The following is a 21,094-nucleotide window of genomic DNA, read 5'->3' on the forward strand; positions in this document are numbered from 1 at the left end:
TCTATTTTTTTTATGTTGCAAAATTACTTGATATATAGCTATTTACAGTTATGAAAATTATAGCGGAACAAAGAATAAAACCCCGGATGCCGGTAACATAACCTGTATTTCCATGAAAAACGGAAAAAAACGGTTATCTTTACGGGCAAAATATAGGGTTCTTTGCATGGTGAACGGTAAAACCGCAGGTGGTCAAGCGTTATTTTGCCGGATTATCCGGGGCTAAAAAAGGCAACGGATAAGTAGCAAATCTTTCTCTTAACCTTTCATTATCCTGCATTTTAGCGATTTGGAAAGGTATAGAAGAATTTGGCTTAACTCTCCTCAATACCAAACACTTACTTTATTTATCCAAATTTTGCCGTTTTTTTGCGAGTTCTTCGTATCTTTGTAATACTATTAAAGAATGAGGACTTGACAGAATGTTAGCAAAGAAAAACGCTAAACATGTTTTAAGACATAGTTTTTTATTTGTTTAGTTCAAAAAAAGCCCGCATCTTTGTAGCGTTATCCTGAAAACAATCTTTTTACCTTAAAAAAAACTAATACCTATTGAAAACTTAAAAAAGCTTCTTTGTGAAAAGAGGCTTTTTTTATTGCCTTTTTGTGAGCTTTTAAGCGAAGATTTCTTTTACTGCTATTCCATTGGGGCTGGTTCCGTTCAGCTTTTTTATATAAGAAATAAAAAAATCCTTGAATTTTTGTGTGAAGACGACAGAGGGATTTTGGGGGCGTTTCTATCCGATAACTCGAAGTGTCGGTGAATATTCTTTCTAAATCCATACGTATTTGGACGAGTTTCACTATTTTTGAAAACTTTTCTCAACATAATGCAAGATACAATAAACAAGAACTTCCAAAAAATAGAATATTATGGCTCAACCGTTGGCTGAACGTATGCGTCCGAAAACACTGGACGACTACATAGGGCAAAAACATCTGGTAGGAGAAGGAGCGGTGTTGAGACGGATGATTGACTCCGGCCGCATATCTTCTTTTATATTGTGGGGGCCTCCGGGCGTAGGGAAGACTACGCTGGCAAAGATTATTGCCAATCGCCTGGAAACTCCTTTTTATACATTGAGTGCTGTGACATCGGGAGTGAAGGATGTGCGCGATGTAATCGACAAGGCAAAGAGTAACCGTTTCTTCTCGCAGCAGAGTCCGATTCTTTTCATTGATGAAATACACCGGTTCAGCAAGTCGCAGCAGGATTCATTGCTGGGAGCTGTTGAAACGGGAGTGGTTACCCTGATAGGAGCAACCACCGAGAATCCTTCGTTCGAAGTCATCCGTCCGCTGCTTTCACGCTGCCAGCTTTATGTGTTGAAGTCGCTTGAAAAGGATGACTTGCTCGAATTGCTGCATCATGCGATAACTACAGATGCTATATTGAAGGAGAAGCAGGTGGAATTGCGTGAAACGGATGCCATGCTGCGTTATTCGGGAGGAGATGCCCGAAAGCTGCTCAATATATTGGAGCTGGTGGTAGAAGCAGATGATGCGGTTCCGGTAGTCGTTACTGATGAGAAAGTAGTGGAGCGCTTGCAGCAGAATCCGCTGGCTTACGACAAGGACGGGAAAATGCACTATGATATTATTTCTGCTTTTATCAAGTCTATCCGGGGAAGCGATCCGGACGGGGCGTTATATTGGCTGGCGCGTATGGTAGAAGGTGGGGAAGACCCTGCTTTCATTGCCCGGCGTCTGGTCATTTCTGCTTCGGAAGATATCGGATTGGCCAATCCCAATGCACTGCTTCTGGCAAATGCTGCCTTCGATGCCGTGATGAAGATAGGATGGCCCGAAGGCCGTATTCCGCTGGCTGAGGCTACGGTTTACTTGGCTACGAGTCCGAAAAGTAATTCGGCATATGCAGGAATCAATTCTGCACTCGAGCTGGTACAGCAGACAGGAAACCTTCCGGTTCCGCTGCACTTGCGTAATGCACCGACCAAGTTGATGAAGCAATTGGGATATGGCAAGGACTATAAGTATGCTCATGCTTATAAAGGTAACTTTGTACGGCAGCAGTTTTTACCCGATGAAGTGCAGCAGCAACGCCTCTGGCATGCACAGGAAAATGCTTCGGAAGCAAAACTGAAAGAGCGGATGATACAGTTATGGGGCGATCGGTTTAAAGAATAAACAAGAATGTGATGCATATGAAGATAGTTGTATTGGATGCTTATACACTGAATCCGGGTGAAAGAAGATGGGAAGAACTGGAGGAACTGGGAGAAGTTGTGGTACACGACCGTACTTCACAGTTAGAGGTCGTGCGTCGGGCTGAGGATGCTGACGTGGTGCTGACCAACAAGACGGTGCTGAATGGATTTATTCTGAAGCAGCTGCCTAAGTTAAAGTATATAGGAATCTTGGCAACCGGATATAATGTAGTCGATCTGGATATGGCGCGTCAGCAGGAAATTGTGGTAACGAATATTCCGGCTTACAGTACGCTTTCGGTTGCCCAGATGGCGATTGCTCATCTTTTGAATATTACGCAGCAGGTGGCACATTATGCCAACGAGGTTCAGAACGGAGTATGGAGTGCGCAATCAGATTTTTGTTACTGGAATACTCCGCTGGTTGAACTGGCGGGAAAGAAAATGGGTATTGTTGGCTTTGGAAATACGGGACAGGCTACGGCACGGATAGCCGAGGCATTGGGAATGGATATTCTGGTGTTTACCAGCAAGTCGAAGAAGGCCCTCCCGAAAAAGTATCAGAAAGTGACGCTGAACGAGCTGTTTTCGTTGAGTGATGTAGTAAGTTTGCATTGTCCGCTGACTTCGGAGAATAAAGAAATGGTCAATTCGTTTCGTCTTTCGCTGATGAAGCAGGGAGCTATTCTGATTAATACAAGCCGTGGCGGACTGATAGATGAAAAAGCATTGGAGCGGGCTTTGTTGAGTGGCAAGCTGCTGGGAGCCGGACTGGATGTGCTTTCCTCGGAACCGCCTTCTACAGGCAATCCGTTGCTGAAGTTGAAGAACTGCTTTATTACTCCTCATATAGCGTGGGCAACCCGTGAGTCGCGTACACGGTTGATGAATCAGGCGGTGGAGAACCTGAAAGCATGGATGGAAGGAAATACTATTAATAATGTACTTGATATATGACAAAAGAAGAACGTATACAGAAAGCCGTAGCTTTCTTTAAAGAAGGGTATAACTGTTCGCAGTCGGTGGTCGCTGCGTATGCCGATTTGTATGGATTTACTCACGAGCAGGCCTTACACATGGCTGCTTCGTTTGGTGGTGGAATTGGCCGGATGCGCGAAACGTGTGGAGCTGCATGTGGAATGTTTCTGCTGGCCGGACTGGAGCGTTGTGCTCTCGAAGGGGCAGACCGTGAAGGTAAAGCTGCCAATTATGCGCTGGTACAGGAGCTGGCCGAGAAGTTCCGTCAGGAAACAGGTGCCCTGCGTTGTGCCGATCTGCTGGGACTTTCGAAGAAAGAACCGGTTGTTTCTACTCCCGAAGCACGTACGGCACAGTATTATGCCAAGCGTCCGTGTGCCCGGATGGTAGAAACGGCAGCCCGTCTGTTTGGCGACTTTCTGGAAAAAGAAGGCAAACTTTAAGCGGATTTTACGCTGTTGTGGCTCTTCGCTTCTTTCACCATTAGCCTTGTGCAGGCTCGTGTCGGGTGAAAGAAGTGAAGAGCTTTCTTTTTTTCTCTGCCGGCAATCGGGGTAATTTGTCGAGATGTTTTTTTATTTTTTGTACAAAAACTTATTTTTTTTGTACAAAAAATGATGGCTTTTTCAGGGAGTCTGTGCATTTTTCTGCCGACGTAATATCTATATTTTCAGATAAAATGTCATATGTTTGATGCAGAAATAGTTTTTTTTGAATAAAAAAAGGTCGAATTCAAAATATTTTTCCATAAAAAAAACGCCTCACGCTTTTTTTCGTTAAATTTGCATTGCAATGCACACAAACACTTCTCAGGTTGGAGAAGTCAAAATATTACAGTTTTTAAAGTAGAGAACTATGTTACAAGAAAAAGCAGGTGCTATCGCCGGACAAATCTGGGAAGCACTAAATGGAAATGAAGGAATGACTCAGAAGGGACTTAAGAAAGCCGCTAAACTGAGAGCGGATAAAGATTTGTTCCTCGGATTGGGTTGGTTATTGAGAGAAGACAAGATTGAAACAAGCGAAGTTGAAGGCGAATTATTTATCAAGTTGAAATAAGTAAGATCTTGAAGTTTCTAAAAATGCGTTGAAACGCTCGGAGAAAATAGGACCGGGGTTACAACGCATTTTTTTTGTGCTATCCGATATAATAGCTCAATTCGATATATAATGCAGTATGTTGTCCTTGCATACTTTCGTCAAACTGGATTTTTCCTTCACAGGCCAGCCAGCCGATAGCGGCATTCAAATCCCTGTCACGTAGTCCGGTTGCTTTTTTCAGTTCCTGATACTCCCATTTTCTGTTATCTCCGTGCAGCAGACGCCATACTGCTTTTGCACATTCTGCAATGCTTTGTGTATTCATAATTGTGTATTTTTTGTTGGTTAATTAAGGGTCGACTTGAAAATATATTTCTTATCAATCTATTACAAAAATAGTATTTTTTGTGAGAAAATCCAATTTATTTGTAATTTTGTCTGCTAAAAATAGAAAAACTGTATATGTATACAAGAAAAGAACAGATGGAAGCATTCGGGCGGTTGCTTGACGTGCTTGACGAGTTACGAGTAAAATGCCCGTGGGACAGGAAACAGACCAACGAAAGTTTGCGCCCCAATACGATAGAAGAAGTGTACGAGCTGTGTGATGCCTTGATGAAGAATGACCAGAAAAATATCTGCAAGGAGTTGGGGGATGTACTGTTGCATGTGGTGTTTTATGCTAAAATTGGCAGTGAAACCGGTGCGTTCGATATAAAAGATGTATGCGATAAACTTTGTGATAAGCTGATATTCCGTCATCCTCATGTGTTTGGTGAGGTCAAGGCTGATACGGCCGAGCAGGTATCGGAGAACTGGGAACAGATAAAGCTGAAGGAAAAAGATGGAAACAAGTCGGTACTGAGTGGGGTGCCTGATGCGCTTCCTTCACTGATCAAGGCTTATCGTATACAGGATAAGGCTCGTAATGTTGGTTTCGACTGGGAAGAACGTGAACAGGTGTGGAGCAAGGTTAAGGAAGAAATCGATGAGTTTGAGGCTGAGGTGGCTACCATGGATAAGGAGAAAGCAGAAGCCGAATTTGGAGATGTGATGTTCAGCCTGATCAATGCGGCTCGTTTGTATAAGATTAATCCGGATAATGCGCTGGAGCATACAAACCAGAAGTTTATCCGTCGTTTCAATTATCTGGAGGAGCATACAATTAAGCAGGGGAAAAATCTGCACGATATGTCGCTGGAAGAAATGGATGCTCTATGGAACGAAGCCAAGCAAAAAGGACTGTAACGAAGAAATCTGTTGCTGAATGAAATGGAAAGACCGGATTGGGGCACGATATAATGCCTGAATCCGGTCTTTTCATTTGGTTTATTTTTTCTTCTTGGGCTTGAGGAGTTCTCTATGGAATTTCATTTCTGCCCGTTGTATTTCATAGATTTTCTTGGCAGTGAGGAATTTCTTGTATTTCCGGACGTAATCTAAGTCGAGCTGGTCGATTTGGATTCGTGTCTGTACTATATCTTCTACGATTTCGTTGTATTCTTCTTCACTTACGTTTTCTTGTTTCCCTTTTCTGATTTTATGCCAGGCTTCTTTGTTGAGGGATGTTTTCTTGTCCTGCAACTCGAAATAGAGTGGGAAGAATTGTTTTGCTTCTTTAGCTGTAAGGTTTGCTTTTTCGGTAATGAACTTTTCTTGTACCTTGCGGAATTCTTCTTTGCTCAATTGGGCCTTTTGTGCTTGCAAGCTGCCGCAAAAGCTAATGAGTAGGGCAAGTATATAAAATAGTTTTTTCATCTCAGTTCAGCTTATTTTAATTGTAAATATTAGTTTCGGCATCAGTCAGATAGCGATATAGCTCATAATCGTCCATCATTGTTTGGTTTACGATCGGATCGATGTATTCATCGGGTATTTCGGTATAGCTTCCTATTTCAGTTTCTGCATCCTGAGTGTGTTGTTGTCCTCCCATAAAGGTACGGACGGTAAACATTAATCCTACGAACATGGCAGCCATGTATATCCACGGTTTAATGCGGTCCCATATCTTGATTTCGGGTTCGGGCATAACTTCTTTTTCAGGAAGTTGCTCCATCAGCCTTTCGTTGAAGTCCTGAAAATATCCTTCGGGAACGGTGAAAGGGTTCTTTCTTCCATATTTGCTTAGTAAATCTTTATCTTCCTTCATAGTATGTTATCCTCCTTTATTTTCTTAGATAGCTGTTTGTCCATAAGGTTTAATCGTTTTGGCTTAAAAATTCTTCTATTTTTTTTACGGCATGATGGTATGAAGCCTTGAGGGCTCCTACGCTGGTTCCCAGAATGTCGGATATCTCTTCATATTTCATTTCCTGAAAGTACTTCAGGTTGAAGACCATACGTTGTTTTTCGGGTAGGGTTTGAATAGCCTTCTCGAACAATAGTTGTGTCTGGTCGCCGTCAAAGTAAGGGTCACTTTCCAGCTTGTTCAGTGCAACTGCTTCTGCATCGTCGATGGAAAGTTGATTCTGTGCGCGTTGTTTGTTCAGGAAATTCAGACTTTCGTTCAGAGCAATACGGTATAGCCAGGTAGAAAGCTTGGCTTCTCCCCTGAAATAATTCAGGTTACTCCATGCCTTGATGAAAGTATTTTGCAGTAAATCGTTTGCATCGTCGTGTGAGAGGACCATTCGCCTGATTTGCCAGTACAGTTGTTCGCTGTAGGCTTTAACTACTTCTCCAAAAGCCTCGCGCTGCGTTTCCGGATATTGTAGTCGGTCGATTACATCTTCCTCGTTGTATGTATTCATATTCTTTTAACTTCTTTGTTTCCGTTATTTTTAGATTGGTATGTTGCCACAGGGTTTAAGTCGGTTGAGTTTTATTAACTTCTTTCTTTTACAAAGTGATATTCATGTTTTCTTGTGCCAATATTGTATTGGGAAAGATGGCTTGGGCTTCCTGTAGCAAAGGCCCTTCGTCTTCGTATCTGGCCGAAAAATGTCCGATAACCAGCCGTTTTACTTCTGCATCGCGGGCAATGGTTGCCGCCTGTCCGGCAGTGGAGTGCATAGTCTGGCGGGCACGGGCTGCTTCCGTATTGGCGAAAGTGGCCTCGTGGAACAGAAGATTTACGCCTTTTATCTGTTCGGTAATGCGTGGCAGATAGGAGGTATCCGAGCAGTATGCGTACGAACGGGGAGGATCGGAAGGAATGGTCAGGCGTTCGTTGGGAATGACTGTTCCTTCTTCTGTGGTATAATCTTCTCCATTCTTTATGCGATTAATCATGCATATCGGGATTTTGTAAAAGTCTATCATATCACGCTTTATATGATTGGGTGTAGGCTTTTCGCGAAAAAGGAAGCCGCACGTCGGCAATCGGTGTCGTAGAGGAATGGTTTCTACCGTGACAGAACGGTCGTCGTATATAATTTGCTGTTCTTTCGGGTTGAAAGTATGAAAGATGACGTTATAGGGCATGCCTTTGCAAAAAAAGTCAATGTGTGGGGTGAGCAGTCTTTCCAGTTCGGGATGGCAGTAAATATGTAAGTCGGCTGTGCGTTCCAGCATGCCGAATGTCGATATAAGTCCCATCAGACCAAAGCAATGGTCTCCGTGCAGATGTGAAATGAATATATGGTTCAGGCGGCTGAACTTTAGTCGTGAACGCCGTAATTGTACCTGTGCACCTTCTCCACAATCTATCATGAATAGTTTTTCCCGGATGTTCACTACTTGTGAGGTTGCCATGTGTCGTGTAGTCGGCAGGGCAGACCCGCATCCCAATATGTTTACTTCAAATTTTTCCATACAAACAAAGATACGCAAAGGTAAGCGGAGCGGCAAATGAAAAACGTAGTTTTTCGGTTTAACTCTTTTGGAGCGTATTTTATCTTGATAAAGATTGAAGTGTTGACGGGAAATAGGGGAAGAACCTTAAAGGCATTTGGGAGAGGAAATAAAAAAAGGGACTATGCATAGCACAATCCCCTTTTCCAATATGACGAATTAAAGAATTATTTCTTTCCTTCCAATTGTTCTTTCAAAGCAGCCAAAGCGTCGATGTCGCCCAGAGTTGTAGAAGCAGCCTGGTTCTGAATCATCGGAGTTTCTTCTTTCTTAGAAGACTTCTTAGAAGCTTTCTTTTCTGCTTTTTCTTCTGCCTTAGCAGCATCTTCGAAGATACGGCTGTGAGACAAGATGATACGTTTTGCATCTTTGTTGAATTCGATTACCTTGAACGGAAGTTTTTCGTCAAGCTGAGCCTGTGAACCGTCTTCCTTAACCAAGTGTTTCGGAGTAGCGAAACCTTCAACACCATAAGGCAATGCTACTACAGCACCCTTATCCAACATTTCGATGATAGTACCTTCGTGGATAGAACCTACAGTAAATACTGTTTCGAATACATCCCATGGGTTTTCTTCCAACTGCTTGTGACCAAGGCTCAAACGACGGTTTTCTTTGTCGATTTCCAAAACAACAACGTCGATGTCTGCACCAATCTGAGTAAATTCAGAAGGATGTTTGATCTTCTTAGTCCAAGACAGGTCAGAGATGTGGATCAAGCCGTCTACACCTTCTTCGATTTCTACGAATACACCGAAGTTAGTGAAGTTACGTACTTTAGCAACATGCTTAGAACCTACAGGATATTTTTCTTCGATAGTTTCCCATGGATCTGGTTTCAGCTGTTTGATACCCAAAGACATCTTGCGTTCTTCGCGGTCCAGAGTCAGGATTACAGCTTCGATTTCGTCGCCTACTTTCATGAAGTCCTGAGCAGAACGCAGGTGCTGTGACCAAGACATTTCAGAAACGTGGATCAAACCTTCTACGCCCGGAGCGATTTCGATGAATGCTCCATAGTCAGCCATAACGACAACTTTACCTTTAACGTGATCGCCAACCTTCAAGTTTGGATCAAGGCTATCCCATGGGTGCGGAGTCAACTGCTTCAAACCTAAAGCAATACGTTTCTTTTCATCATCGAAGTCGAGGATAACTACGTTCAACTTCTGATCCAGAGAAACAACTTCACGCGGATCGCTTACACGGCCCCAAGACAAGTCTGTGATGTGGATCAAACCGTCTACGCCGCCCAAGTCGATGAATACACCGTATGATGTGATATTTTTAACAGTACCTTCAAGTACCTGACCTTTTTCAAGTTTGCTGATGATTTCTTTCTTCTGCTGTTCCAGTTCAGCTTCGATAAGAGCTTTGTGAGAAACAACAACGTTTTTGAATTCCTGGTTGATTTTAACAACTTTGAATTCCATAGTCTTACCTACGAATACATCGTAGTCGCGGATAGGTTTCACATCAATCTGAGAACCCGGCAAGAATGCTTCAATACCGAATACATCAACGATCATACCACCCTTAGTGCGGCACTTGATGTAACCCTTGATGATTTCTTCGTTTTCAAGAGCAGCGTTAACACGATCCCAAGAACGAGTAGCGCGAGCTTTCTTGTGTGACAGAATCAACTGTCCTTTTTTGTCTTCCTGGTTTTCGATGTATACTTCTACAGTATCACCAACTTTCAAATCAGGATTGTAGCGGAATTCGCTCAACGGAATGATACCGTCTGATTTGTAGCCAATATTAACTACAACTTCGCGTTTGTTCATTGCGATTACAGTACCGTCTACAACCTCACGGTCGTTTACCTTGTTCAAGGTGCTGTCATAAGCTTTTTCAAGATCTTCTTTGCTTACGTTGGTTACTGCATCACCGCTTTCATAAGCATCCCAATTGAAGTCTTCAATCGGAGTAATGTTTTTTAAGTTTTCCATTAAAATAAATTGTTTGTAAATAACTAATTGTGTTAGACTTTATATTGTTTATATAAATCGGCTGCAAAAGTACAATAAAATCCTGAATGATACAACTTTTCCTGTTTTTTTTCGTAAAAACTTCGGAAGGAACCGGCGTAAAAGAAGCCACAAAGTTTCATTAAGATATTTCTGTTGTAAAACTTTGTGGCTCTTTTGTATGTATAAATTGGAATTTAATTCTGCTTAGTCTTCGAGTGAGTAATCTATGGTAGTAACTACACGTACCTTTTTTATATAAGGAGTATTTGCGTCACGATCGGAAATACTGAATTGTCCTTGGTTGGCATGTCGGATTTTTCCCAGCTTGCTGTCGGAGTCTTTTGCAAATTTTTCGGCGGCTTGCCGTGCATTTTTGGTTGCTTCTTCTATCATTTGCGGTTTGATAGTGTTAAGTCCTGTATATTCATATTGGACATTGTACCGATAGTCGCCTCCTGTTACAGCAATTCCTCGTTTCAGTAATTCACCTTGTTCGGCAATGAGGCTTCTTGCCAAATCCACTTTGTTGGAGGTTACAGTAATAACTGTTGTTACGTTATATCGATAAGGACTGTTGTCGCTGTTGCTATATCGTTCGGCTTTCAGGTCGATAATCTCAGGTGCATTGATGCTGATTTCTTTTTCATCTATACCTTTCTCCTTCAGAAATTGAGTAATAGTGGCATTTGAATTTTTAATGTTGTCGTATAAGGCATTCAAGTCATTGCCTAAGCTTTTATACATCAATGGCCATATGACTTTGTCGGCAGGAACTTCCATTTCAGCAAGTCCCTTTACATTTACACTTCTGTCACGCTCTGCAAATGAGTTGAATCCTCTTTGGATGCATATTCCTAATAGGAGCAATCCGATGGCGAGGATAAGCGATTCGATTCTGAAATTCTTCATAATGGTTTCTTTTTAAGGGTTAGTGATAAGATATTAGATTATAAAACTAATATAACAAATTAAGGTTATAGGTGTTGTTCCTGTTTGGTTTTATTAATGATTTTAGGGAATAATAAAAAAGGCCATACATAAAATGTATGACCTTTTGGAGAGCGGAAGACGGGACTCAAACCCGCGACCCTCAGCTTGGAAGGCTAATGCTCTATCGACTGAGCTACTTCCGCAATTTTAGTGGGCAAAGATGGATTCGAACCACCGAAGGCGTAAGCCAGCAGATTTACAGTCTGCCCCATTTGGCCACTCTGGTATTTGCCCAACGTTTTCAACAATATTTTCAAAGAGCGGAAGACGGGACTCAAACCCGCGACCCTCAGCTTGGAAGGCTAATGCTCTATCGACTGAGCTACTTCCGCAATTTTAGTGGGCAAAGATGGATTCGAACCACCGAAGGCGTAAGCCAGCAGATTTACAGTCTGCCCCATTTGGCCACTCTGGTATTTGCCCTTTCGCAACTGATTGGTTAGTGTTTTTCTCAATTGCGATGCAAAGGTACAACTATTTTTTTAATCTGCAAGCAAAATCGATCATTTTTATTGCAGTAATTGCACATTCGTCACCTTTGTTACCTAATTTTCCTCCAGCTCTTTCTTCGGCTTGTTCCATATTGTTGGTAGTTATCAATCCGTAAATAACTGGTGTATCGGTAGTTGCATTCAATTGAGTAATTCCTTGAGTTGCCCCAGCACAAACATAGTCAAAATGGGGAGTATCTCCACGTACTACACATCCCAGTGCTATTACTGCGTCAACTTTTCCACTTTTTATCATTTGTGCGGAGCCAAAAGTCAGCTCGAAACTTCCCGGTACAGTTTGAACCAGGATGTTTTCGTCTTTAGCTCCATGTTTTTTTAATGTCTGTACTGCACCGGAAAGTAATGCTCCGGTGATATTGCTATTCCATTCGGATACTACAATGCCAAAACGCATCTGAGAAGCATCGGGGACAGAATTGAAATCGTAATCGGAAAGGTTATGATAAGCGGTTGCCATAATGATTATACAATTAAATGATTAAATTAAGAATTCTAAATAAAAAATCATTCGGAGTAAAGTCTGAATCTCATGAGCATCCACGTTGATGTATCCGAGATTCTTCGCTTTGCTCCGAATGACAATACCTTATATTATATATGTAATAAGCTAATCTTATTTAATAGAGGCGCGATCGATGTATTTGTCGATGTCCATTGCTTGATAAGAATTTGCATATTTAGTTTTAATTTGCTTGTAAGCTTCTACAGCTTCTGCATTTTTACCCTGCTTTTCCAGTATCTGGCCAGCCTGAAGCAAATAGATAGGACTTAAAGTTGTACTGTTTGCTTTATCTGCTGCTTTCAGCAAAGTTGCAGCAGCTTTGTCAAGTTGTCCCATTTGTGCGTAGCAATTACCCATTGTACCCATAACAGCTGGAGCAACCATATAATCATCTGCACTAAATTTATCTAAATATTTAGTAGCTTCTTCGTATTTGCCGAGTTGTGCATAGCAGATACCTGCATAAGCATTTGCCAAGTTACCAGCGTCTGTTCCGCTGAACTCATCTGCAATCTTTAAGAAACCGGCATAACCGAGGCTGTCACCTTTCAGTGCAACTTCGTAGTTGTCATTGCCGAAATATTGTTCGCCCTTGAAGAGAGCTTCAGAAGCCTTCAACTCTTTAGGTTCGCCGATAAAATGTTTGTAGGCCAATGTTCCGCATACGATGACAACAATAGCTACTACAATACCAACCAACAGGTTTTTGTACTTGAAAAGGAATGCTTCGGAAGTACTCAACGCTTCGTCTACATTCAAAGGGTCATGAGTGTGTTTTTGTTCTGCCATTTTATTTAATTATTTTTTTATTATTTCTCTGTTATTATTTGATATGTTTACATTTCGGTCAGCAAAAGTAGTTTATTTATATTTATAAATGAAATTTGAGAGCATGTTTTTTTATCTGTCATGCTTTTATTGTTAATTTTGTAAGCTGAAAATAAGGTTTTGACTATGTGGCTTAAACGCATCTCTATATTAAATTACAAAAATCTGGAGCAGGTGGAACTTGCTTTTTCTCATAAAATGAACTGTATCATTGGCAAAAACGGAATGGGAAAGACCAATTTGCTGGATGCTGTTTATTACTTGTCGTTTTGCAAAAGTGCGACCAATGCCATTGATTCGCAGAACATTTTGCATGATTGTGACTTTTTTGTGATACAAGGATTTTATGAGACTGACGACGGAGAACCTGAAGAAGTATATTGTGGCTTAAAACGTCGTCAGAAAAAACAATTCAAGCGGAATAAGAAAGAATATTCACGTTTGTCCGACCATATAGGTCTGATTCCACTTGTCATGGTTTCACCTGCCGATTCTTGGTTAATTGCCGGTGGAAGTGAGGAACGTCGGCGCTTTATGGACGTTGTCATTTCTCAGTTTGACCGTGAGTATTTGGATGCATTGATACGTTACAACAAAGCACTTCTTCAGCGTAATTCATTGCTTAAGGCAGATATGGAGCCAGAAGAGGAGCTGATGCTGGTATGGGAGGAAATGATGGCTGTTGCCGGTGAAACGGTGTATCGTAAGCGAAAAGAGTTTATTGATGAGTTTATACCTGTGTTTCAGTCGTATTATTCATATATTTCTCAAGACAGAGAACAGGTTAGTCTTATGTATGAATCGCATGCAGCTGAGGGTGATCTTTTGGAACAGTTGAAAGGTACCCGGCAGCGTGATCGTATCTTAGGGTACTCTACTCGTGGCATACATAAGGATGATTTGATTATGCAGTTAGGTGATTTTCCTATCAAGCGGGAAGGTTCTCAGGGGCAGAACAAGACCTATCTGATTGCTTTGAAGCTTGCTCAATTTGAGTTCCTGAAGCGGACAGGAAGTCGTACAACGCCGATTGTTCTGTTGGATGATATCTTTGATAAGCTGGATGCTTCACGTGTAGAGCAGATTGTGAAGCTGGTGGCAGGAGATAGTTTTGGGCAGATATTTGTAACTGATACAAACAGGGATCATCTGGATAAGATTTTACGAAAAATAAAAGGAGATTATAAACTATTTGAAGTGGAAGATGGGGAGGTTTCCGAACGCCACAGTGAGGAGGAGGTATGAAACGAGATAATACAGAACAAGTTGGTGATGTAATACGCAGGCTGCTCAGGCAGGAGGGACTGGAAACCCCGTTGAATGAATACCGGTTGGTTGATGCCTGGAAGGATGTCGTGGGAGAAACCATATCTCGGTATACGACAAATTTATATATCAAGAATCAAGTACTTTATGTGCACTTATCCTCTTCGGTACTTCGGCAAGAGCTGATGATGAGCCGTCAGTTACTGGTGCGCAACTTAAATGCGCAGGTCGGATCACAAGTTATCGTGAACATCATATTTCGTTGATTCCTCTTTTATTTGAACCGCTATTCACCTGGATGGAGTGAAGTGGGTTTGTTCACTCCAAATTTCATCCATTGATTTATCGAATGCTTCTGTTGGAATTTGGTCGCAGATTTGAAAATGAAAACAGATACCTATCTTGTAAGCGTTGAGTTGCTTTAATAATCGGTCGTAGTATCCTTTTCCTCGTCCCAGACGGTTTCCTTGCATATCGAATGCTACTCCGGGTATAATGGCCAAATCGATATTTTCATAATCTGTAAATACTTCGCCTTGCGGTTCTTCAATGCCGTAACTTCCTTTCTGTAAATCTTGCTTACCCGTATAGCGTCGTAATTCGAGTTCTTCTCCCTTTACTACTGGAAGAATGATATGCTTATTCTTACTCCATTTGTCTACAAACTCGTGCGTCTGTACTTCATCTGGTAGAGAATAATATAATAAAATCGTATCAGCTTGAATAAAGACCGGATGTTTCTCTAAGCTGTCCAATAGTGATAAGGAGTATTCCAATAACTTATCTTTGGTATAAGTTTTCTTTTTATTTGCAATGTAGCGTCGAAGTAAGCGTTTTTCTTCTTTTTCCATAGACTTCAGATTTTTTGTTATAAGTAGTAATAAAGAAGGCACACAAGGAATAAAATAGAAAAATTCATTGTGCGCCTTTATCTTTTGTGGATTCCCGATAAAAGGAAATTATTATTTTTTGATTTCTGCTTCAGGAGCTTTGGGAAACGATTCTCCATTTTCCAAAACTTCAAGTGCCTTTTGTACTGTTGTATCTGTTTGGTTTGAATAAGTAATATATGCTTCCATTCCCAACATATTGTAAATGATGTTGCCATAAAGACTCTCTTCAAACAACTTCTTCGATTTATACATCAGAATATTACGGCGTTTCAATCCTTTTCCTTCTGCATATTCTGCAAATTTCTCAAGCAAGTTTTGCGTTTTTAGATAAGTTTCCATTTTCTGTGGCGTATCATATTCCTGAAGTTTGCTGCGATTTTTGTCGGTATAGTCGAGCGTGTATCGGACAATCAATCCACGTGTTGCAGCCATTCGGTAATAAGATGTCATTCCCGTAGTATCCTGTGGAACAAAGATATCCGGCATAATACCTCCACCTCCATAGACAGTACGTCCCAGACTTGTATGATATATTTCCTTAATGTTCTGCTTGATGCTGTCGGCCGAGAAGAATTCCCCATGTTCGTATCGTGTAATGATATCCATTTCATATTCAGCATCATTACCTTTTTCGTAAGGTTTCTGTATGCAACGTCCCGAAGGAGTATAATAACGTGCAATTGTCAGTCGGATAGCAGAACCGTCGCTAAATTCGATTGGTTGTTGAACCAGACCTTTACCAAAAGAACGGCGACCGATAATTGTACCACGGTCGTTATCTTGAATAGCTCCTGCAAAAATTTCACTTGCAGAGGCAGAGCCTTCATCCATCAGCACAATGAGCGGCATCGTCTGACTACTTCCTGTTCCATTTGATGTGTAATTTTCACGAGGAGATTTTCTACCTTCGGTATAGACAATCAGTTTGTTGTTTGGCAAAAATTCGTTTACCATTTGGATTGCTGCTGCCATATATCCTCCCGTATTTCCACGAAGGTCTATAATCATTCCTTTGCAGTTAGCTTGTGACAGTTTTGCCAGTGCAACAAGCAATTCCGGATAAGTTGTTTCGCCAAATTTATTAACTTTTACATATCCGAATTTATCATTAATCATGTATGCGGCATCAATACTCTTTACAGGAATATCTCCACGTATTACCGTAAAATGTAATAGCTCTTTTTCTCCCGGGCGGTAAATACCCAGTTTTACTTTGCTTCCTTTTTCTCCTTTCAGGCGACGCATGGCTTCTGCATTGGTTACTATTTTACCAACGAAAGCAGAGTCATCTACTTCCACGATACGGTCGCCGGCCAGTAACCCTACTTTTTCTGACGGTCCACCCTGAATGACACTGTTGATATGAATTGTATCATCTTGTATAGTAAACTGGACTCCGATACCACTGAAACTTCCTTTCAGGTCTGAATTTACAGCCTCAAGATCTTTGGCCGGAATATAAGAAGAGTGGGGGTCCAGCTCTGCAAGAATCTGCGGCATGGCCTCCTCCACCAGATTAAACATATTGACAGTGTCTACATATTGCTCGTCGATAATGTGCAACAAAGCATTCAACTTATTGGAAGATGTATTGATAATACCCAATTTGTTGCCGGAAAAATGATTTGTATAAAATGTTCCTATCAAGATACCTGCTACCAGACAAATAGCCATCAAGAAAGGCATTAATCGATTTTTATTGTTGCTCATATATCTTTATTCGTTAGGAGTTAAATAAACCAGTTCTATATTCGCACGTTTTAGGAGTTCCAGACCGTCTTCCAGCCGATATTTTTCGGCAAAAACCACACGCTTTATGCCCGCCTGAATAATCAGTTTTGCACACTCTATGCAGGGAGATGCCGTGACATAAAGCGTGGCACCTTCGCTGCTATTGTTCGATCTAGCTATTTTGGTGATGGCATTGGCTTCTGCGTGGAGAACATAAGGCTTGGTTATGCCATGTTCATCTTCGCAAACATTTTCAAATCCGGCTGGAGTACCATTGTATCCGTCGGAAATAATCATTTTATTTTTTACAATCAGCGCTCCCACTTTTCGCCGGTTGCAATAAGAGTTTTCTGCCCAGATAGTAGCCATTCGCATGTAGCGCTTATCGAGTATTTCTTGTTTGTTCTCTGTATTTTCCATATATATTAATGTCTAAATTGCATACAAGTAGTACGTTCATTCGGAGCAAGGCGCAACATTATGTTGTCACCTTGGTAGAATTGTACGTTCTTCAATCTATCTATAAATTCTTTATTCTTACCAGACAAGCTGACACTGCACTCTATTCGTGTAATTGTGATGGACCGGCTTTTAGGATCGGCTTGCCATTTTCCTGTATAAGTACCGTTTTCTATGCTGCCTTGCACCGTACCGTCTTCACCAAATGTTATACTAAATTTATTGATAACTTTCAAGTCCTCCGGTTTTGTATATGTTGGCTGTGCGTTGGCATTATAGTTGTTCCAGTCTATTCCTGTATAGTAATTTACCAGTTGCCACTGTCCGCTTACAAAGATCTCGTTGATGTCATCTTCCTGATTGCAGCCTGCAAACAAGAAAGGCAAGGCAAGCAATAATATACAGACTCCGTATGTTTTTAATTTTTGTTTCATCTTATACCATTTCGTTTTAATAAAGCATCAATCGTCGGCTCTTGTCCTCGGAAGCGTTTGTAGAGCACCATGGGATGTTCTGTTCCTCCCTTCGACAGAATATTGTCGCGGAAAGATTGTGCCACTGTTTGGTTGAAGATACCTTTTTCCTTGAAAACAGAGAATGCATCTGCATCAAGCACTTCAGCCCACTTGTAACTGTAATATCCAGCCGAATATCCTCCCGACATAATATGCCCGAATTGAACCGTCATACAAGTGTCTTCTATCTGAGGTAATAATTGCGTACGTTTCCACGCTTCGTGTTCATATTTACGAACGTCCCCTTCGAAGGTCTCTTTTCGGGTGTACCAAGCCATATCAAGCAGCCCGAAACTTATTTGTCGCAAGCATGCATAAGCAACATTGAAGTTGGATGCATCTATAATACGTTGCAATAATTCCTCTGGAATAGGTTCATTTGTCTGGTAGTGACGTGCAAATGTATTAAGAAAATCTTTTTCAATTGCAAAGTTTTCCATAATTTGCGATGGAAGCTCTACAAAATCCCAATAAACATTTGTTCCGCTCATACTTTTAAACCGAGTATTGGCAAATATGCCATGAAGTGCATGCCCGAATTCATGAAGAAAAGTATTGACTTCCGAGAACGTCAGCAGTGCTGGCTTATCAGGTGTCGGTTTGGTAAAGTTCATGGTTACGGAAACATGAGGACGACTATTGGTGCCATCGGCTTCTATCCATTGTTCCTTGTAGCTTGTCATCCAGGCTCCCGAACGTTTGCCGGCACGAGGATGGAAGTCCGTATAAAGTACAGCCAGGTAACTACCGTCTTTATCGTATACTTCATACGCTTGCACATCCGGGTGATAAACCGGAATGTTTTTATTTTCCTTGAATGAGATGCCGTACAAGCGTGTTGCAAGTCCGAAAACTCCTTCTTTCACACGGCTAAGTTCGAAATAAGGGCGCAGTATTTCTTCATCGAAATTGAATTTCTCATTCTTCAGCTTTTCTGAGTAGTATGAGAAATCCCACGGCATCAGCTTGAAATCATCACCTTCCAACTTCTTGGCAAGAGCCTCCACTTCGGCTACCTCTTTGTGGGCAGTCGGAGTATATGCTTCTAAGAGCTGATTGAGTAGCCGGTATACATTGTCGCTGTTTTCTGCCATGCGTTTACGCAGTGCGTAGTCTGCATAATCCTTGAAACCGAGCAGCTGGGCAAGTTGCATACGTAAGTTTACCAGTTGTTTTACAATTTCCTGATTATTCTGTTCATTATCGTGCATGCACTGCGTGTTGTAAGCCATGTAAAGCTCCCGTCGTAAATTACGGTCATCACAATATTTCATAAAAGGTACATAGCTGGGTGCCTGTAAGGTGATAACCCATCCGGACTTGCCTTTCTCTTTAGCCGTATGTGCGGCTGCTTCTATGGCACTTTCCGGAAGCCCTTTCAATTGTTCTTCCGAGTTAAGTATGAGTTCGTAGTTATTCGTTTCCTTTAAATGATTTTGTGAAAAGCGAAGCGTCAGTGTACTCAGTTCCGTGCTGATTTTTCGGAATGTTGCTTTATCTTTTTTCGACAGGTTAGCACCATTGCGGACAAACCCATCGTAAGTTTTTTCCAGCAGTCGTCGTTCTTCGTCTGTAAGTTCCAGTGTATTTCTTTCATCGTAAACAGCCTTGATGCGCTTGAATAAATCTTCATTCAAGCTAATATTGTTGCTATGTTCAGAAAGTAAAGGCATCATTTTTTCAGCGATTGCTTCCAGCTCATCACATGTCTCAGCACTCATCAGGTTAAACATTACCGTAGTAACTCGTTCCAACAGTTCACCCGACTGCTCCAGTGCCAATATTGTATTGTCGAATGTCGGCTTTTTCGGGTTCGTAACAATAGCATTTATTTCTTCATCTTCCTGATTTATTCCTTCACGGATAGCCGGTTCGTAATGAGCCAGAGCTATTTTATTAAACGGAACGGTTCCATGAGGAGTATTATAAGGTTGTAAAAATGGATTTTCCATGAATAATTTCTTTTTGTTTTCTTTATAATGACTAAGCGCTTCCATGCTTGGTATTTCGATAACTCGGCGGCTTAAACGGATTATTCCTTCATTCTTTAGTTCGTTCAGTACTTTTGAAACATTTATCCGGGTATCGTCTATCTGTTCAGCAAGATCTTCCATGCGAATCTGAAGTTTCTTTTCTCCGGTAGGAGTGATACATCGTAAAAGCATAAAGTTTACGATTTTGTCCAGCGTATCACTGGCATGCGGACTTCTTAGCTTCCGGTAAATAGTTTGTGCCCGGTTACTCAGCATGTTCAGATAATTAAGCTGAAAAATCTCATACTTGTTAAGTTCCGATAAAATATAAGCCTTGTCGATAGTTACAGCATTTACATTTGTATGAGCATAATATGATGCCGTATATTGCGGATACATGCCAAATAACGAATAAGGCTCAATAATCTGCGGACTTTTTAATGTTTCATGGATTGTATAATGATATGTCTGGTCTGCCGACTCAGCGCGTGTTTCGCCTTGTAAAATGAAAATGATATTGTTGCAATAATCACCTTGTTTTACAATGCAACTTCCTGCTGTATACTTCTGAAAATGCAATCTAACTTTTTCCAGTATAGCAGTAAAGTCTTCCTTGCATAGTCCTTGAAACAGAGGAAGCAATAAAAGCTTATCGTACATAGTGCTCTGCATTGACATTTAACTTTATTAAGTTATATTTTAACGTACAAAAATAGCGAATATTTTGGATGTATTTTTGCCTTTTACCTTTTTTATCGTTTATTTCCGTCTGATAATGTTTGCTTGCTTTCTTGTAATATGGCTATTTTTGCATAACTTTGTGTTATATTTTATTTTTAAATAATATGGGAAGTTTGAATTTTCAAGAACTGATAAGTGCATTTATCGTATTGTTTGCTGTAATCGATATAATAGGTGCTGTACCGATTATTCTGGATTTAAAGCAAAAGGGACGTGCTGTAAATGCGGTACAAGCTACATTGGTAGCATCAGCTTTGTTACTGGGATTCTTTTTTGCCGGCGATATGATGCTGAAGCTGTTTCAGGTTGATATTGCTTCGTTTGCCGTAGCAGGTGCTTTTGTTATATTTCTGATGTCATTGGAGATGATTCTTGATATCGAGATATTTAAGAATACGGGACCGATAAAAGAAGCTACATTGGTGCCTTTGGTCTTTCCGTTGCTTGCAGGTGCCGGTTCGTTTACTACTTTACTGTCGCTTCGTGCAGAATATGCAACCATCAATATTGTGATAGCTTTATTGCTGAATATGGTGTGGGTGTACATTGTACTGAAGATGACCGACCGTATCGAACGTCTGTTGGGTAAAGGTGGTATTTATATCATCCGTAAATTCTTTGGAATTATTCTTCTTGCCATTTCCGCGCGTTTGTTTACAGCCAATCTGACATCGTTGATTGATCAGTTCCAACAGTTAAAATAATAAAATCAGGCACAGGGTTATGTAGGAG

General features: G+C 41.1%; 22 protein-coding genes, 4 tRNA genes and 1 pseudogene. 8 read left to right on the plus strand and 19 right to left on the minus strand.

The genetic code is table 11. The annotated features are described in order from the left end of the window. The first annotated feature begins 873 nt into the window (after nucleotides 1-873). From WKT12_RS14520 to WKT12_RS14535, 4 genes are all read left to right on the plus strand, one after another. Nucleotides 874-2,148 (plus strand): replication-associated recombination protein A, encoded by a 1,275-nt coding sequence (locus WKT12_RS14520; RefSeq protein WP_340320149.1) that lies wholly within the window; start codon nucleotides 874-876, stop codon nucleotides 2,146-2,148. 17 nt (nucleotides 2,149-2,165) lie between these two features. Then, a complete protein-coding gene (locus tag WKT12_RS14525) occupies nucleotides 2,166-3,125 on the plus strand; it encodes a D-2-hydroxyacid dehydrogenase (RefSeq protein WP_340320150.1) in 960 nt (319 codons plus the stop codon). Further along, complete coding sequence (locus WKT12_RS14530) at nucleotides 3,122-3,589, plus strand: C-GCAxxG-C-C family protein (RefSeq protein WP_021971797.1); 468 nt, start codon at nucleotides 3,122-3,124, stop codon at nucleotides 3,587-3,589. The genes WKT12_RS14525 and WKT12_RS14530 overlap by 4 nt, the downstream gene beginning before the upstream one ends. Before the next feature lie 412 nt (nucleotides 3,590-4,001). Then, nucleotides 4,002-4,205 (plus strand): winged helix-turn-helix domain-containing protein, encoded by a 204-nt coding sequence (locus WKT12_RS14535; protein ID WP_021971798.1) that lies wholly within the window; start codon nucleotides 4,002-4,004, stop codon nucleotides 4,203-4,205. Between the two features lie 79 nt (nucleotides 4,206-4,284). Here the strand turns inward: WKT12_RS14535 and WKT12_RS14540 are convergent, their stop codons facing one another. Continuing rightward, nucleotides 4,285-4,512 (minus strand): winged helix-turn-helix domain-containing protein, encoded by a 228-nt coding sequence (locus tag WKT12_RS14540; protein ID WP_021971799.1) that lies wholly within the window; start codon nucleotides 4,510-4,512, stop codon nucleotides 4,285-4,287. A 137-nt stretch (nucleotides 4,513-4,649) separates the two neighbouring features. Between WKT12_RS14540 and mazG the strand changes: the two genes are divergently transcribed. Next, nucleotides 4,650-5,435, plus strand: a complete 786-nt coding sequence (mazG, locus tag WKT12_RS14545) for a nucleoside triphosphate pyrophosphohydrolase (RefSeq protein WP_340320151.1) — start codon at nucleotides 4,650-4,652, stop codon at nucleotides 5,433-5,435. An 81-nt stretch (nucleotides 5,436-5,516) separates the two neighbouring features. Here the strand turns inward: mazG and WKT12_RS14550 are convergent, their stop codons facing one another. The 12 genes from WKT12_RS14550 to WKT12_RS14605 form a co-directional block, all read right to left on the minus strand. Further along, nucleotides 5,517-5,945, minus strand: coding sequence for a hypothetical protein (locus WKT12_RS14550; protein WP_340320152.1), 429 nt, complete (start codon nucleotides 5,943-5,945; stop codon nucleotides 5,517-5,519). Nucleotides 5,946-5,961: 16 nt separating this feature from the next. Continuing rightward, nucleotides 5,962-6,336, minus strand: coding sequence for a hypothetical protein (locus tag WKT12_RS14555; RefSeq protein WP_340320153.1), 375 nt, complete (start codon nucleotides 6,334-6,336; stop codon nucleotides 5,962-5,964). Between the two features lie 49 nt (nucleotides 6,337-6,385). Then, a complete protein-coding gene (locus tag WKT12_RS14560; protein ID WP_340320154.1) occupies nucleotides 6,386-6,937 on the minus strand; it encodes an RNA polymerase sigma factor in 552 nt (183 codons plus the stop codon). 88 nt (nucleotides 6,938-7,025) lie between these two features. Beyond that, complete coding sequence (locus WKT12_RS14565; RefSeq protein ID WP_340320155.1) at nucleotides 7,026-7,940, minus strand: ribonuclease Z; 915 nt, start codon at nucleotides 7,938-7,940, stop codon at nucleotides 7,026-7,028. A 206-nt stretch (nucleotides 7,941-8,146) separates the two neighbouring features. Next, nucleotides 8,147-9,931 carry a 30S ribosomal protein S1 gene (gene rpsA, locus WKT12_RS14570; RefSeq protein ID WP_340320156.1) on the minus strand — a complete coding sequence of 595 codons (1,785 nt, stop codon included), beginning with the start codon at nucleotides 9,929-9,931 and terminating at the stop codon, nucleotides 8,147-8,149. 225 nt (nucleotides 9,932-10,156) lie between these two features. After that, nucleotides 10,157-10,861: an SIMPL domain-containing protein gene (locus tag WKT12_RS14575; protein ID WP_340320157.1), complete on the minus strand. Its 705-nt coding sequence runs from the start codon at nucleotides 10,859-10,861 to the stop codon at nucleotides 10,157-10,159. 151 nt (nucleotides 10,862-11,012) lie between these two features. Continuing rightward, nucleotides 11,013-11,085, minus strand: a tRNA-Gly gene (locus WKT12_RS14580). Between the two features lie 8 nt (nucleotides 11,086-11,093). After that, nucleotides 11,094-11,176 (minus strand) — tRNA-Tyr (locus WKT12_RS14585). A gap of 25 nt (nucleotides 11,177-11,201) precedes the next feature. Further along, nucleotides 11,202-11,274, minus strand: a tRNA-Gly gene (locus WKT12_RS14590). Between the two features lie 8 nt (nucleotides 11,275-11,282). Continuing rightward, nucleotides 11,283-11,365 (minus strand) — tRNA-Tyr (locus WKT12_RS14595). A 51-nt stretch (nucleotides 11,366-11,416) separates the two neighbouring features. Further along, complete coding sequence (gene ribH, locus WKT12_RS14600) at nucleotides 11,417-11,911, minus strand: 6,7-dimethyl-8-ribityllumazine synthase (RefSeq protein ID WP_021970316.1); 495 nt, start codon at nucleotides 11,909-11,911, stop codon at nucleotides 11,417-11,419. 156 nt (nucleotides 11,912-12,067) lie between these two features. Then, on the minus strand, nucleotides 12,068-12,745 hold the full coding sequence (locus tag WKT12_RS14605; protein WP_340320158.1) for a tetratricopeptide repeat protein: 678 nt from the start codon (nucleotides 12,743-12,745) through the stop codon (nucleotides 12,068-12,070). Nucleotides 12,746-12,910: 165 nt separating this feature from the next. Between WKT12_RS14605 and recF the strand changes: the two genes are divergently transcribed. Next, entirely contained in the window at nucleotides 12,911-14,029 is a 1,119-nt protein-coding gene (gene recF, locus WKT12_RS14610) for a DNA replication/repair protein RecF (RefSeq protein ID WP_021970314.1), read from the plus strand. Then, a complete protein-coding gene (locus WKT12_RS14615; protein ID WP_021970313.1) occupies nucleotides 14,026-14,316 on the plus strand; it encodes a DciA family protein in 291 nt (96 codons plus the stop codon). The genes recF and WKT12_RS14615 overlap by 4 nt, the downstream gene beginning before the upstream one ends. A gap of 24 nt (nucleotides 14,317-14,340) precedes the next feature. Here WKT12_RS14615 and WKT12_RS14620 read toward each other — a convergent pair whose 3' ends face one another. The 6 genes and pseudogenes from WKT12_RS14620 to WKT12_RS14645 form a co-directional block, all read right to left on the minus strand. Then, nucleotides 14,341-14,901 (minus strand): 5-formyltetrahydrofolate cyclo-ligase, encoded by a 561-nt coding sequence (locus WKT12_RS14620; protein ID WP_340320159.1) that lies wholly within the window; start codon nucleotides 14,899-14,901, stop codon nucleotides 14,341-14,343. 111 nt (nucleotides 14,902-15,012) lie between these two features. After that, nucleotides 15,013-16,653 (minus strand): S41 family peptidase, encoded by a 1,641-nt coding sequence (locus WKT12_RS14625; RefSeq protein ID WP_021970311.1) that lies wholly within the window; start codon nucleotides 16,651-16,653, stop codon nucleotides 15,013-15,015. Between the two features lie 6 nt (nucleotides 16,654-16,659). Further along, nucleotides 16,660-17,094 carry a deoxycytidylate deaminase gene (locus tag WKT12_RS14630; RefSeq protein WP_340320160.1) on the minus strand — a complete coding sequence of 145 codons (435 nt, stop codon included), beginning with the start codon at nucleotides 17,092-17,094 and terminating at the stop codon, nucleotides 16,660-16,662. A 5-nt stretch (nucleotides 17,095-17,099) separates the two neighbouring features. Beyond that, the gene (locus tag WKT12_RS14635; protein ID WP_021970309.1) at nucleotides 17,100-17,567 is read right to left on the minus strand and encodes a DUF4847 family protein; all 468 of its coding nucleotides are present in this window, start codon (nucleotides 17,565-17,567) and stop codon (nucleotides 17,100-17,102) included. Then, the gene (locus WKT12_RS14640; protein ID WP_340320170.1) at nucleotides 17,564-19,600 is read right to left on the minus strand and encodes a M3 family metallopeptidase; all 2,037 of its coding nucleotides are present in this window, start codon (nucleotides 19,598-19,600) and stop codon (nucleotides 17,564-17,566) included. The genes WKT12_RS14635 and WKT12_RS14640 overlap by 4 nt, the downstream gene beginning before the upstream one ends. Nucleotides 19,601-19,639: 39 nt before the next feature. Further along, nucleotides 19,640-20,299: pseudogene (locus WKT12_RS14645) on the minus strand (Crp/Fnr family transcriptional regulator); the annotation flags it as partial. Nucleotides 20,300-20,466: 167 nt separating this feature from the next. Here WKT12_RS14645 and WKT12_RS14650 point away from each other — a divergent pair. Then, a complete protein-coding gene (locus WKT12_RS14650; RefSeq protein ID WP_021970307.1) occupies nucleotides 20,467-21,066 on the plus strand; it encodes a MarC family protein in 600 nt (199 codons plus the stop codon). The last annotated feature ends 28 nt before the right edge of the window (nucleotides 21,067-21,094 follow it).

Source organism: Phocaeicola sp. HCN-6420 (assembly GCF_037890145.1).
Classification (GTDB): domain Bacteria; phylum Bacteroidota; class Bacteroidia; order Bacteroidales; family Bacteroidaceae; genus Phocaeicola.